11 protein-coding genes are annotated in these 13,952 nt (G+C 35.8%); 2 read left to right on the top strand and 9 right to left on the bottom strand.

The features are described 5' to 3' along the window. Positions 1 to 134 precede the first annotated feature (134 nt). Entirely contained in the window at positions 135 to 1,418 is a 1,284-nt protein-coding gene (gene serS / locus PATL70BA_RS15950; RefSeq protein ID WP_125138317.1) for a serine--tRNA ligase, read from the top strand. 659 nt (positions 1,419 to 2,077) lie between these two features. Here the strand turns inward: serS and PATL70BA_RS15945 are convergent. Then, positions 2,078 to 3,964 (bottom strand): hypothetical protein, encoded by a 1,887-nt coding sequence (locus PATL70BA_RS15945; protein WP_125138316.1) that lies wholly within the window; start codon positions 3,962 to 3,964, stop codon positions 2,078 to 2,080. A gap of 10 nt (positions 3,965 to 3,974) precedes the next feature. Next, positions 3,975 to 5,573, bottom strand: coding sequence for a DUF342 domain-containing protein (locus PATL70BA_RS15940; RefSeq protein WP_125138315.1), 1,599 nt, complete (start codon positions 5,571 to 5,573; stop codon positions 3,975 to 3,977). A gap of 398 nt (positions 5,574 to 5,971) precedes the next feature. On the opposite strand from PATL70BA_RS15940, the gene rpsT reads away from it, so the two are divergent. Then, positions 5,972 to 6,235 (top strand): 30S ribosomal protein S20, encoded by a 264-nt coding sequence (gene rpsT / locus PATL70BA_RS15935; protein WP_125138314.1) that lies wholly within the window; start codon positions 5,972 to 5,974, stop codon positions 6,233 to 6,235. A gap of 51 nt (positions 6,236 to 6,286) precedes the next feature. Here the strand turns inward: rpsT and holA are convergent, their stop codons facing one another. The 7 genes from holA to PATL70BA_RS15900 all read right to left on the bottom strand — a co-directional run bounded on the left by holA (position 6,287) and on the right by PATL70BA_RS15900 (position 13,888). After that, the gene (gene holA / locus PATL70BA_RS15930; RefSeq protein ID WP_125138313.1) at positions 6,287 to 7,282 is read right to left on the bottom strand and encodes a DNA polymerase III subunit delta; all 996 of its coding nucleotides are present in this window, start codon (positions 7,280 to 7,282) and stop codon (positions 6,287 to 6,289) included. Positions 7,283 to 7,290: 8 nt separating this feature from the next. Next, positions 7,291 to 9,567 carry a DNA internalization-related competence protein ComEC/Rec2 gene (locus tag PATL70BA_RS15925; protein ID WP_125138312.1) on the bottom strand — a complete coding sequence of 759 codons (2,277 nt, stop codon included), beginning with the start codon at positions 9,565 to 9,567 and terminating at the stop codon, positions 7,291 to 7,293. Between the two features lie 63 nt (positions 9,568 to 9,630). Further along, positions 9,631 to 10,632, bottom strand: coding sequence for a GerMN domain-containing protein (locus PATL70BA_RS15920; RefSeq protein WP_125138311.1), 1,002 nt, complete (start codon positions 10,630 to 10,632; stop codon positions 9,631 to 9,633). An 80-nt stretch (positions 10,633 to 10,712) separates the two neighbouring features. Next, entirely contained in the window at positions 10,713 to 12,179 is a 1,467-nt protein-coding gene (locus tag PATL70BA_RS15915) for a sensor histidine kinase (RefSeq protein ID WP_172596299.1), read from the bottom strand. Continuing rightward, a complete protein-coding gene (locus PATL70BA_RS15910; protein WP_125138309.1) occupies positions 12,124 to 12,816 on the bottom strand; it encodes a response regulator transcription factor in 693 nt (230 codons plus the stop codon). Before PATL70BA_RS15910 ends, PATL70BA_RS15915 begins: the two co-directional genes overlap by 56 nt. A gap of 9 nt (positions 12,817 to 12,825) precedes the next feature. Further along, the gene (locus PATL70BA_RS15905; RefSeq protein ID WP_125138308.1) at positions 12,826 to 13,398 is read right to left on the bottom strand and encodes a ComEA family DNA-binding protein; all 573 of its coding nucleotides are present in this window, start codon (positions 13,396 to 13,398) and stop codon (positions 12,826 to 12,828) included. A 31-nt stretch (positions 13,399 to 13,429) separates the two neighbouring features. After that, a complete protein-coding gene (locus PATL70BA_RS15900; RefSeq protein ID WP_125138307.1) occupies positions 13,430 to 13,888 on the bottom strand; it encodes a methylglyoxal synthase in 459 nt (152 codons plus the stop codon). Between the last annotated feature and the right edge of the window lie 64 nt (positions 13,889 to 13,952).

Raw genomic sequence — 13,952 nt, 5'->3', positions numbered from 1 at the left:
ACGTAATCTATATATTGTATGTGAACTTAGTGAAACTTAGTTTTGACACCTTAACCAGTGTTAAATATACAAATATCGTGTTTTGCGTACAAGGATTTTAAAATAATAAATAAGCACTTGAAAGGATGAATACAATGTTAGATATCAATTTGATTAGGACAAATCCAGAAGTCGTAAAAAAAGCTCTAGCCAAAAGAAATTATGAAGTGGATTTTACAGGACTGATGAACTGGGATAAGGAACGTAAAGAAATTATTGGTTTTGTTGAAGTATTAAAAGCTAAGAGAAATGCTGCTTCAAAAGAAGTGCCTGTCCTTAAAAAAGAGGGCAAAGATGTTTCTTCTATTATCGAGGAAATGAGTTCTTTAAAAGAAGAAATTGCCAAAGCCGATGAAAGACTTAAAGATATTGACGGGAAGATTTTTACTTTTGTCTCTACTTTACCCAATATGCCTGCAGATGATGTTGTCTCTGGTGATAAAGAGAACAATGAAATCATTCATGTATTTGGCGAAAAAAGAACCTATGATTTCAAGCCAAAGGACCATGTTGAACTTGCTGAGTCTTTGGGACTGATTGACTATGAACGCGGTGCAAAACTTGGCGGGAATGGCTTCTGGATCTATAAAGGAACTGGTGCTATCCTAGAATGGGCACTTCTCAACTTTTTTATTAGTGAGCATCTAAAAGATGGCTATGAATTCATCCTTCCACCCCATATATTGACCTATGAATCCGGTTTTACAGCCGGGCAATTCCCAAAATTTGAAGATGATGTCTTTAAGTTAGAGCAAGAAAATAAAGGTTATGTTCAATTTCTACTACCTACTGCTGAGACAGCTCTTATCAATTTTCACCGTGGCGAAATATTAAGTGAAGAAGATCTTCCAAAGAAATATTTTTCTTATACACCTTGTTACCGAAAAGAAGCCGGTAGCTATAGATCTGAAGAACGTGGCATGATTCGCGGACATCAATTTAACAAAGTAGAAATGTTTCAATTTGCCACACCGGACCAATCTGAAGCCGGATTACAAGAATTAGTAGGCAAAGCTGAAAGCCTAGTTCAGAAATTAGGCCTACACTATCAGCTTAGTAAGTTAGCTGCAGGTGACTGTAGTGCTTCTATGATCAAAACCTATGATATCGAAGTCTGGATTGACAGTATGGAAGTATATAAAGAAGTCAGCTCTGCATCCAATGCAGGTGAATATCAAGCAAGACGAGGTAATATGAAGTATCGTAAAGCAGATGATAAGAAAACAGCCTATCTACATACCCTTAACGCTTCCGGTTTAGCTACAAGCCGTTTGATACCAGCTATACTCGAGCAACACCAACAAGCGGATGGTAGCGTTATTATACCCGAAGCTTTAAGACCTTTCACTGGTTTTGATGTTATTAAACCTTTGAAGTAAGATTCTACTAAGTCTCTAAGTGAAAAACTTAGGGACTTTTTTGTAGATGCAGTAAGATTATTATTAACAACTAATATAAAATAAGATACATTGTATGTGATATTGAACTGGGGTCCCATGAAAACCCTTCCACAGTCTGTATGATTACGGTCTCTGGTTGGTGCATCCATGCACCAAAAGTCGACGGTCAGCATCCATGCTGACTAACAAATTTCATAAGAAAGTTTTCATTTTAGCATCATGTCTTGAAGACTGACATGATGCATGAGATTACTTTCTTATGAGCCTCATCATACACACTGATTCCAGGAACTTCATGGTCGGTGTTGGCTTATTATAGTATCATTGAATTCTTTTGTGCTTTGTATGGGTAGACGAGTTAGGCCCATTTGAGCTATGTTTATTCGAAACCGAATGAGGAAAAAAAAAGTGCTGATTAATCACAGTTCTACATGGATGTAGAACGTCCTTCATTTTTACATGGATGTAAAATGGAAGGATGATTAAGCAGCACTTTTTATTGACGAAATGACGACTTATTCCCGAGTAGATGTGATACACAGATTTTCCGCTGACCGTACGAAGTGTAAGGCAAGGAAAAACTGTGTGTTACATCTACGATCATAACCCATAGATACTGTCTTTACAAAGCGACTAAGTCACAATTGCTCCAAAAACGACTCATAATCTTCAAAATCAACCCCATACTTCAACTGCTTCATACTGTGTCTTTCATCTAAATTCTCCTGAATGTAGACGGCATCCTCTTCCCTTGGGGATAGAATAATCAAATGCTGATGATTAATTTTATAGGCTTTATCAAAATACTGAGAAAACGCTTGAAATAGATGACTCTTTTCCAGAAAATGTTTACCCGTAAACTCAATTAAAAATACATAAAGCTCCAAATCATATTCCCTGCAATCCTCGATCTCATCTGCAAGTTTTTCTATAAACAACACTTCTGTATTAACTTCATAAGTATTCTTGATTTCCTCCAGTTGTCTTAGATGATACCAAGAAGGTGCTATGGCATTGGCTATAGATTCATAGATGAGCTGATTTTCTAAGTCTGTTAGTAACATATCTTTCGTGTCAAAGATACCTATAAAGCCAAGAAGCTCCAGTTCAAATTTATCTAAGTAGACCGGAACCAATAGAGCACCACCAAATTCTCCCTCTATCTGATTGACGACTTCACGACCAAGAAGGTCCTCTGCTTCATGAATGCTACTTGCTATAACCATATGTCCTTCTTTTAAAGTACTTGCTACTCCTACAAAGGCTTGAGTCACATCTAGAAATTGACACCCGATCCGCTCCTTGATAACAAAACTGTCACTTTCATGATTATAAACGGCCAAAATACCGCTGGTAACATTATGTGACCATTCCAAAGTGGCTTTTGTAATCTCAAAAAGATGATTCAAATCCGAAGAGGTGTTAATATTCTTAATCATAAGATTCATATTCATCAATCGGTTTAATTTAGAATCAATAATCTTCTTTTGTTCATGAATCGTTTTAACATAAATGGCGTTGGTAATAGATATGTATAGGGAGGATGCCAGACTATGAATCAATTCCATATTGCTGTCATTATAGGACATATCATTGACACGGCGTCCAAGAGTTATAAAACCAAGTACGTCCTCGTTTTTGACAATCGGAACAATATAGACCGGCTTTAATGTTATAAGCATCTCTTCATCGTTATAGAAAATTGTATGGATTTTTTCTAAGTCTTCATCCTTTTCTAGACAGAAGTATTCCTTTTCACTAAGGGACTCAATATTTTCATTGGTATATACCTGGATATTGAGTTCGCCCCTAAGCTCATATACATTTTGATATGCCATCATCTCAAACGCTTTAGAATCTTTATTTAATAGGAAAATTGAGGTGATTGAACTTTGTGTAAGTTCACTAAAGACACTGGTTGACAATTCACACATTGCCTCGATTTCAAGGGTACTCATAAGTATTTTCGAGGATTGATGTATGGCAAACAAATTAAAAATCTTCTCATCCAGTCTTTTTTTTGTTTTAATCAAGGCATCATAAGATTCAAAATTCGTTAGTGCAATATAGAAAAGATTCATTAATGCTACAGCAATAATCTCATCTTCTGAGTCAAAGGGTTCTTTATCCTCACTTCTGTTTACAAGTACAAATCCGAACATTTTTTTGTCCATAATTAAGGGAATTCCGAAGGCACATGGAAAATATTCCGAGACTTCATTGGGTAGAAATCTTTTTACATCTTCTTTTGAGAATAAACCGGCATGCAAGACAACAATATCTTCATACACTGGATTCACTTCAAAAGTGTAATCATAGTTATGATAACCGGTCTGTCGGACCGGCCTATAAACATGGTCATCCTTAGCAAAAACCACCACTTGGTCCAATACAATTAATTCATCAATAAAATCTACCACATGATGGGTAATCTGCTCCGCATCAAATCTTTGTGAGAAAAATTCAATCGCATGGATGAGGCCCTTGAGCCTATAAATCATCGTATCACTCTTTTTTTCTATCATGTCCTACCCCCTATGCCTTCAAGATGTTTCTGCCATCCGTATAATATGTTACCGGACTCAAATCTACTTCCATATGCCACAAAACATCGTCCTTAATTTTAATTTGAACTTTTGAATAGATACCATGGGTAATGACCACTTCTCCTTCACCTTTGGCTCTTAGATAGGAAATGGTTTTTTTCTGACTCGTATAAAGCATTTTAAGGTTTTTCTTAAAATAACCAAACTCCTCATTAACCTTATCCAATTCTTTTCTTTTGTCCATATCGGAAGCTGCAACCATCTCAAGCAATGCCTTTTTTTGTTTTAATAGGTTGATTTTCTCTTTGACACGCTCAATGGTTACATTAATAAAATCATATTCTTCTTTGACTTTATCACGTGTAAAACCAAGCACATGAATAAAAGTGGGGGTATCCATCTTATTACCAACTGTACCCACTTGAACCCTTATTTGTGCTTCAATGGAACCACCAATGACTTTACTGTTAAATGAATCAAATATAACTTCTTTAGCTTTAATATTGGCATTAATAGCATAAAACCCGATGTGTACAGTACCACCACATTCTATATCACAATCTGTAGCAAATTTAGTATAAAGATCACCTTCACATATAATCTTGGCTTTTCCCTTGCCCGCAATACCGCCTCTGATGTATATACTGCCTTCTTTACTTTCAATCTGGTTAACTCCACCAATACCCATGTCACCCATAATCTGAATGTCTTGATTTGCTAGAACTGAAAAATTGTCCTCTACAACATCTCTTATGTCTACAAATCCATCAAAGTCAACGTTACCTGTTTTAAAGGATACCTTGCCTTCGATTTCAAGATAATTACAGACACTGATAATATCATTTTCAATTATGACTGCACCGGTTGTAGATGCAAGAAGAACTGTTTTGTCCTGTTCTGGGTCATAAGACTCGGTTACAGTTTTTTTGTCGTATTTAAAAGCTTCTTGATTGCCTTTAAGTGCCGGTATGGGATCGCCAAGAATTGTCTTGCCATCTACCCCATCTTTTGGTTCAATACGCTCACCCAGCCAATCTCCACGATGAACCTTATTGATTAGGTTTAGTTCATAATGATTAACATCCCCGTTTTGATGGATTTCCGGTTTGGCTTCCTCTATTTTATAATAAGTTACAATCGCATCTTGTCCTTTTATAGGTAGTAGACCCCTTGCCACAACAATCTTCTCCATAGGACGTATATGGTTTAATATATCTTTTATATCAAATCCAAAAACTATACCTGCTTGTTTCATAATATCAAGCACTTGTTGCATCAATTCTTGAATCCCTAGAATATCGATTTGTTCTTTTGTTGCATTTATTATAATACTTGCTTCCAAACGGTCTTTGCTGATTTCTAAATCAATTAAGGGTTTTTTGTTTCCAAGGAGCAATACTTTACTGGATCCGGTTTTTATTGCAGACTGAATAGCCACAAATTGGTTCACTTTCAATCGTGGCAGTTTTTTAACATCTTCATCCAATTTATTCATTGAATAACCATGTTGCTTTACTTTAATATAGAATTGATTGTCATCATCAATGATGTCTATATAATCATTGCTAAATACTATATCCTCAAACAAAAATACCCCTCCTTTTCTCTATACAGATCATAGCCATTAATCCTGTAGAGATGTACCGTAAAAAAAACTTATGCAACTTATACAATATCCAGAGATTTTCTTCACAATTATTTATATTATACATAGCTCAGCCTGTAAAGACAAGGGCAACCCTTGAAAAAGCGATAATAATCCAGATAATTCGTCTATTTTTCAGTATATTTTGCCAGATTCACTTGCATAGTAACTTTTGGTTAAGGTGACAATAATATATAGAAGAACTTCTTGATTAATTTTGTAAATATATATTGACATACGGCGCTTTATAAACTAAACTGTTAAGGTATGTTTAATTGTGCGTATTTCAAAAAAATTCCCCGCATAATAGGTAAACAATCAAGATTGTCGGAGGTGAAAACATGGCAAATATTAAATCAGCAAAAAAACGTATCAAAGTGGCGGCATCAAAAGCAATGAGAAATAAATCCGTCAAATCACGTGTTAAAACAGAAATGAAGAAATTAGAAACAATAATCGAAGCTGGAGATAAATCCGCGGCAGAAGCTCAAGTTAAAGTTGTAATTTCTTATATCGATAAAGCTGAGTCAAAAGGCGTATTCCACAAGAATGCTGCTTCAAGAAAAGTATCCAGCGTTGATCGAGCTTTTAACAAAATGGCTTAATAAGAAGAATAATAATAAGCACATCACTTGATGTGCTTTTTTTATAAGCTTTTATATACCACTGTATCGAATGATGAGTTGTTCAACCGCTAAGTCAGGCATGAAGACACCGGTTCTTATATCGATTTCGCATTCTAAGCATTTCTTAAGTGATTCTTCAAGAGAGTTAAGGCTAAAATTCTTACCTTGCTCAAGGCATTTTCTAACAACGAAAGACTGAAGCTTAAGCTTCTTGCCAATGTCGTTGCTGTCTAGTCCTTCCCCTAGCAATAGCTTACACTTATATATCATTCTAAACTGTCTGGTTAACATGAATAGAATCCTATTGGAAGGTTCTTTAGCCGATAGTAAGTCATGATAGAGCTTTAATGCGCGAGCTCTTCTTTTTGTACCCATACAATCCACCAATTCAAAAATTTTGCTTTCAACACTTTTTTGACAGATGGCTTCAATGGCTTCATGAGTCACCACTTCATCGTCACCAAGATAGTTGATAAGTTTGTTAATCTCATTATGTAATACTGTTAGTTGATCGCCAACATATTGTATCAGGTATCTGGCTTCTTTTTGCTCAATTTTTTTCCCATATGGGTTGAGTGTTTTGGCTATATAACGAATCAGTTCACTTTCACCAAGTAAAGGAAACTCACAGATATACCCGTTTTTATGAACCGATTTGTAGAGTTTGATACGCTTATCAACGGATGGTTCAATGATAATGACATACGTCGTAGAGGGTAGATGTTCCATTTTTTCTGATAAAAGACCGGCTAGATTTGCGCCTGTCTTTTCAAACAAACCTAGATTTTTAAGTATGATGACGCGGTTATCTGAAAAAAAGGGCATCGTATCCATACTGTCTTCGATACTTGAAAAAACCACCTTACGGTCATCAAAGACATCATGGTTCATGGTCATCTCTCCGCTACCTATTATTAATTCGACAATTTTTTTCACATAATAGTCCAACATGAAGGTCTCTTCACCATGAAATAGCATAACATTTTTAAATTTTTGTTCTTTAATTTGTTGTTTTAAGCCTTCCATTTCTTCCTTTACTCCTTAATCATACTTTGAATGGTTGCCTTACCATTTCTGTATTTAAGACGGATAGCGCCCTCGTCTTTTGTCATCAAGACATGTTTGGACCACCGTTTTAGATTTTTTACTACTTCATCATTAGGATGTCCATATAAATTCTTTTCACCTACTGAAATAACACTCAATGATGGTTTCAGTTGCTCTAAGAAAATCTCAGAAGAACCGGAAGATGAGCCATGGTGACCGACCTTTAATACTTCAATATCCCTCTTCCATAATCCCATATCATTCATAATCACCCGTTCTTCTAAAGTACCGGCATCTCCTAAAAATAGAACATCAAAATCCTTCAATGTCAAATGAAGGATCAATGAATTCCTGTTGTTATTGCCATAAAATGCTTTTTCAGGCCATAGACATGAAAAAGTCATGTTTTTATATGCTAATCGATCCCCTGCCTTAAAATAATGCACACGAGTACCCTGACCATCCAGAACGGAAAATAATTGCTCTACCAAAGGATCTTCTGCTTCCTTGTAAATAATAGGCAGTATAACTTCACTTATTGGTATATGACTTGCGATTTCAATTATACCATAAATATGGTCAAAATCACTATGGGTTATGAATACAGAGTCAATTCTATCAATACCTTGATGTCTAATAAAAGGTAACACGACTTCTATTCCTATATTCTCATCTTTCTTCCTAACATCTCCGCCACCATCAATCATAAAAGTTCGATCTTGATAGGTTATAACCGTGCAATCGCCTTGACCCACATCTAGAAAATGTATATACAATGTCTCAAGGTCTAATATACTTATGGATACTGACAGCACCATGAGCGACACCAAACATATTCTGGCTTTTTTGTAGGGTATACCCATGACCCAAATAGCGATAATGCTATAATAGGCTATTATAAAATAAGGGTTAGGCGCTTGTATATATAGTGTGTTTAGGGGTAGTTTTCCTATCCACATAGCAATTTGCTCCATATAATTCAAAATCCAATAGGAGACACCCATAATAAAGGTACCTAGTCCCATACTGATATAGCTTAGAAATAACCCAATAATCGAAGAAAAAATTAATACCCCAACAACTGGTACAACCAAAAGGTTTCCTATGAACCCATACACCGGCAGACTGTTGAAGTAATATGCAAGTATAGGCCATATTCCAATTTGAACTGCAATCAGTAGTCGCACACCTGCTACCGGCCCTTTTTCAACAGGCAGCCAATGAGTTTTAATCAAAGGGTCAATATAGAATATGCTTAGCACAGCACCAAATGATAATTGAAATCCAATATGGGTCAACTGATAGGGATTGAGCATAAGAAGACCAAAAGCTGCAAAGCTAACAGCGGTTGTTTTATCATATCGCCGATTCACAACAAACTGAATCAAATAAAGACCAATCATGATTGTGGCTCTCACTGTAGATACTTGCATGCCGGTATAGACACAGTAATAGACTAAAAAAATGATTGATATAACGGCACTTATTGTCTGATTTTTGATGCCTCTACTTAATACCTTGAAAAGTCCATACCCGATAATAGAAACATGTAGTCCTGAGATGGATAATATATGGATTAGGCCGGCTTTTTCAAAATTGTCGATGACTTCTTCCTCCATATTCTTACTACCTAATATAAGGGTTGACAATAATGCCGCCTCATCCTTAGGCAATAATAAATGGAGTCTTCTTTCATGTGACTTTTTAAGATCATCCGTAGGTAAACTCAGGCTTTCTTCTTGTACCTTTTTGCTATATACATCTTCCGCAAAAACAGTAGCGACAACCCCTTTACTTTTATTATAAGCTAAGGCATCAAACCCACCCTCATTTCGCTTCCCTCTTGTTACAAGAACTTCTCCTTCGGCAACGATCCATACGCCACCTTCTAAGTCTTCCTCTGTAATCAACTGTATCTCATGATGAATTTTACTCCCGTTGATCTTAATAGACTTCAGAATATAACTATGATATTTCTCGCCTATTCGAACTTCTTTGATGTTACCTTCAACTTTTACCCTGGTCCCTTCTATAAAGTATTGAGTGGATGCCTCGTATGACTGGTCATAAAAAAAGACCCGTAAAAATGAAAATAAGCATATGCCCAGTAATGGGAACACATGCTTATATTGAATCTGCTTTATTGAATCTTTATGTTTATATACCATGAGCATAATGAGTGCAATGCCAACTTCATAATACCCTATACCTAAAAGTATACCGACTATGCCACTTAAGGTTATCAGCACCAAGGGTCTTTTCATAAGAATCTCCCTTATGTTATATCCTATTACTTGAGCTTGCCTACCATTGATTGTCAAGAAAGCCTATTCTTTGATTTTATTTTCCTTACTCACTAAATCTAAACTTTGTTCAAATAAAATATCAAATTGCATATGCCCGGTAAAGCTCTCTGATTTCTTACCTTCAATAAGAAATTGAACTTTGTTAATATTCGGTAGATCTGTCAGACTGTTAACTATGGCATATATGCTCATGACTTCACTTGTCGATCCGCCAATATGTTCTGTTCTAAAGGCTTCATTAAAATCAATATAACAGATGCCTTGATCGACATAAATACTTTTCACGACCGTCTCTTCTGGTATTAAGCTTGTTAAGTTATAACCTTGAGGTGGAATCATAAGCTCTTTGATGATACGTTCTTCAATACTTTCATTGGGCTTAATACCAACCGCTCGTGTAACGGGTATTAGAAATTCTCCTTTTTGATCCGGGAAATATAGATTCAAATCAATGGTCTTGACCACTTCATTCTCTGATTCCATATTAACAATCACATCTGACTTATAAAATGGTCCATAGACCTTACCGTTACTGTCTTTTAAGGGCAGACCATCTATATAAAACTCAATAGATGCAACTGCTTCTATTGATGTTAGGCTTCTGATTAAAGATGTTCTACATAAAAGAAAATCAATCTGCTCCATATTTTTGATACCATCAGGCATATGAATGATAATATTACCATCTTGAATTTCTATCTGTTCCATGGTCAATTCTTTGGGTATGGTTGGTAATAATTTTTCTGATACGGCACCTGTACTTAATACATCAAGGATTTGTTCAATCTGATTTGTTATACTATTCGAATCAGCTTCTACCTCATAAGCCACCAATTCATCCTTTTCACCGTTTACCAAATAAACCAATAGAACTTCGTCTTTGCTTTCTATTGTCACCTCTTCAATTTCTGGTTTACAACTCGTAAAAATCAATACAAGTAAAATGACAGCGACTAATACACGTCTCATAAGCTCACCTTCCGTCCACTGTATTATATCCTCATTCTCGATACCACTCATCATAACGAATACATATTTCAGTTATGCGTCCTAACTATTAATAATATATGAATTCTTATTCTTAAGTCATCTTCAAACTATCCTTATTTCATTGTCTGAGATAGGGGTAGTCGTATTATAAAAGTCGTTCCGACACCTTCCTCACTGAGGCATTTGATGCTGCCACCATGAAGTAAAATCGTCTTATTGACAATACTAAGGCCTAAACCGGTGCCACCCGTATCCCTTGACCTTGTCTTATCTACCCGATAGAAGCGTTGAAAAACCTTATCAACACTTTCAGGTGGAATCCCTACACCTGTATCCATAATCTGAATGTTCAAATCTCTGTGATCTGCATTAATAGTTACAGTTACTTTTCCATATTCATTGTTATATTTTATGCTGTTTTCTATAAGATTCATAAATACCAAATACATTTTGGTTTCATCCACTTCTGCAAATACTTCACGATAACTCTCTATTTCCAGAATGACATCTTTTTTATCTGCAATAGGTTTAAGCATTCGCATAACCTGTTCAACCAATGCGTTAATATTTGTGTTATCTATATTCAGATAGCTTTCTTTTTTATCTAAGGTAACCAATGTCAGCAAATCATTAATAATTTTAGTTTCACGATTGATTTCAGCATTGATATCTTCCATGAATTCTTTATAAAGCTCATTAGGAACATCATCTTGGCATAACAATGATTCCGCCAGTACTTTCATAGAACTCAATGGTGTCTTTAATTCATGAGAAACGTTAGCAACAAATCTTTGTCTGGAATCATCAATCTCTTCCATCGTCGTCAACATCTCATTAAAAGCAATACCAATCTCTTCTATTTCATAGTTACCACGTATATCAATTCTTTCATCGATATGTCCTTCTGAAACTCTTTTTAAATGATTGACAAATTCAGAGAAAGGTTTTGTCAATAAACCTGAAAAATAGAAATTCAGAATCAGAATGATTAAGGAAATCCCAACAATTAATAGATAAGCCATATTACGCATCCTAGATATCGTCGTTTCGATCTGGTCGTACTGGCCGCTTAGCATGGTAACACCAATAATCGTTTGGTGATCACTGTCATAGATCGGTGTGTAGATTCTCACCGTATCAAGCTTCTTGTCCTCTTCTGTTATATTTGTAGAAGTACCTTGTAGGATTTTTAGTACCGGTTGGGAACTGTTGAGCTTACCTTCATCAAAATGGTTGGAATCGTAAATGACTTGTCCATCACTGTTTAAGATTAGAAAACGATCTGCGATAATGGATTGAATATTATCTAAGTAGTTCACATCTTCAATATTATCAAAATAATCTCTCCGGCTTAAATTGGTACTAATGGTGTTTGCATGACGTAACATCTCTGTTTTTTTCTCATTTTGACTATAGTTTCTAACCGATGAAAGAATAGAAAGGGTCAGAATAAATAGAGGTAATATGCCAATGGCTACCAAAGATACAAATAATTTCGTTCTTATACTTTTTATAATCTTAATTCTAATGTTGATAATAATAGCCCACTCCCCATTTTGTATGTATGTAAGTCGGTTCACTGGGATTAGGTTCAACCTTTTCACGCAGCCTTCTGACATGAACGTCTACTGTCCTGACATCCCCAGGATAATCGTAGCCCCAGACCACATTCAGTAGATTCTCTCTGCTATAAACTTTATTCGGATGGGTAATAAATAACTCTAACAGGTCGAATTCTTTAGCTGTCAGATTCACCTCACCTTCTTTGACATATACCCTTCTACTCTCTACTTCTAACTTAATTTCACCTGACTTGAGTACTTTGTACTCTTCTGTCTGTGTTTCACCTTTGAAACCGGAGCGCCTAATAATTGCTTTAATCCTTGCCTTCAATTCAAGTATGTTAAAAGGCTTGGTCATATAGTCATCTGCTCCGTATTCTAGTCCTAGGATTTTGTCCATGTCATCACCTTTTGCAGTGAGCATAATAATCGGAACCTTGGAAAACTCTCGGATCTGTTGACATACAGCAATGCCGTCCATTTTAGGCAGCATTACATCCAATATGATTAAATCATAGTCATTGGCCTTAGCATGTGATAAGGCATCTTCACCATCATAGGACACATCCACTTCATAACCATCCTGATCCAGACCGTATTTTATGCCTTTTACTATTAATTTTTCATCATCGACTACCAATATTTTTTTACTCATATTTCACCTCTATAAACCTATGTCATCTTTTATTTTTTCAAACATGGCTTTCTTGATACCTTCAACCAACATGATATCTTCGATTTTCTCAAAGGGTCCTTTTTGAGTTCGATGGTTTATTATAGCCTTCGCCCTCACCTCACCGATACCTGTTAAAGTCATTAACTGTTCTTTCGTACCTTGATTCAAACTCACTTTTCCTTGTAAGATATCTATGGCATAAGCGGATTGTTCATCGCCTTCAAAAGCTACATATATTTGCTCTCCATCCACAACTTTACGTGCAAGGTTAACAGATCCTTTGGCTGCATCTTCCAAAAGTCCTCCAGCTATTTCAATGATTTCAAAAAGACGTGCATCCTCACGCACCTCATATACATCCGGATTTTTTACTGCACCATATAGATGAATATAGATTTTATTTACAGTATCTAAATCACTCTTCTTATCATCAACCGGTTTACTCGAATCTTCTGCTTCTATACGAATACCTTCCTCTTCCTTGATATGTCCCATATAGAACAATCCTGATACAAGTACGACCAGCAGGACTAGCCCACTATATACCCACTTTTTTTCCATAATAACCCCTTAATAGATACTTCAACACTTATTATAAATCTATATGTCTTTTTAAGCGTTTTGTATAGTCTATAACCAAACGATCATATTCCTGTACCATTAAACCGGAAGAAAAAATAAAATCAGCAGTTGCATAGTTCATGGCAATCGGTACATCATATAAAACAGCGATTCGAAGTAATGCCTTAACATCCGGATCATGGGGTTGAGCTTCAAGAGGATCCCAGAAGAAGATCATAAAATCTATCTCACCTTCAATAATCTTAGCGCCTATTTGCTGGTCGCCACCTAAAGGCCCACTCTTAAATGTTCTAACCGGTAAGCCTGTTTTCTCAGCAATAATCTGACCAGTTGTACCTGTAGCATATAAAAAGTGCGTACTTAAAGCCTCTCTATTGATTTGAATCCAATTCATAAGATCTTTTTTTCTATTATCATGGGCTACTAAAGCAATCTTCTTTTGAATATGCATCTTGTAATCTTGGTTCATATTAGCCTCCATCTGTATGCTGTAGATTATTTCATTTACACACTTCTTTATTCTACATAATATT

Origin of the sequence: Petrocella atlantisensis (assembly GCF_900538275.1) — a bacterium.
Lineage (GTDB): Bacteria > Bacillota > Clostridia > Lachnospirales > Vallitaleaceae > Petrocella > Petrocella atlantisensis.
Note: the sequence above shows the minus strand (reverse complement) of the source record. Positions and strands in the feature narration are given on the sequence as shown.

Bases quoted from the DNA above. Each gene is read 5' to 3' on its own strand.
- serS (WP_125138317.1), top strand. From the start codon at position 135: ATGTTAGATATCAATTTGATTAGGACAAATCCAGAAGTCGTAAAAAAA.
- PATL70BA_RS15945 (WP_125138316.1), bottom strand. From the start codon at position 3,964: ATGATAGAAAAAAAGAGTGATACGATGATTTATAGGCTCAAGGGCCTC.
- rpsT (WP_125138314.1), top strand. From the start codon at position 5,972: ATGGCAAATATTAAATCAGCAAAAAAACGTATCAAAGTGGCGGCATCA.
- holA (WP_125138313.1), bottom strand. From the start codon at position 7,282: ATGGAAGGCTTAAAACAACAAATTAAAGAACAAAAATTTAAAAATGTT.
- PATL70BA_RS15925 (WP_125138312.1), bottom strand. From the start codon at position 9,567: ATGAAAAGACCCTTGGTGCTGATAACCTTAAGTGGCATAGTCGGTATA.
- PATL70BA_RS15920 (WP_125138311.1), bottom strand. From the start codon at position 10,632: ATGATGAGTGGTATCGAGAATGAGGATATAATACAGTGGACGGAAGGT.
- PATL70BA_RS15910 (WP_125138309.1), bottom strand. From the start codon at position 12,816: ATGAGTAAAAAAATATTGGTAGTCGATGATGAAAAATTAATAGTAAAA.
- PATL70BA_RS15905 (WP_125138308.1), bottom strand. From the start codon at position 13,398: ATGGAAAAAAAGTGGGTATATAGTGGGCTAGTCCTGCTGGTCGTACTT.
- PATL70BA_RS15900 (WP_125138307.1), bottom strand. From the start codon at position 13,888: ATGAACCAAGATTACAAGATGCATATTCAAAAGAAGATTGCTTTAGTA.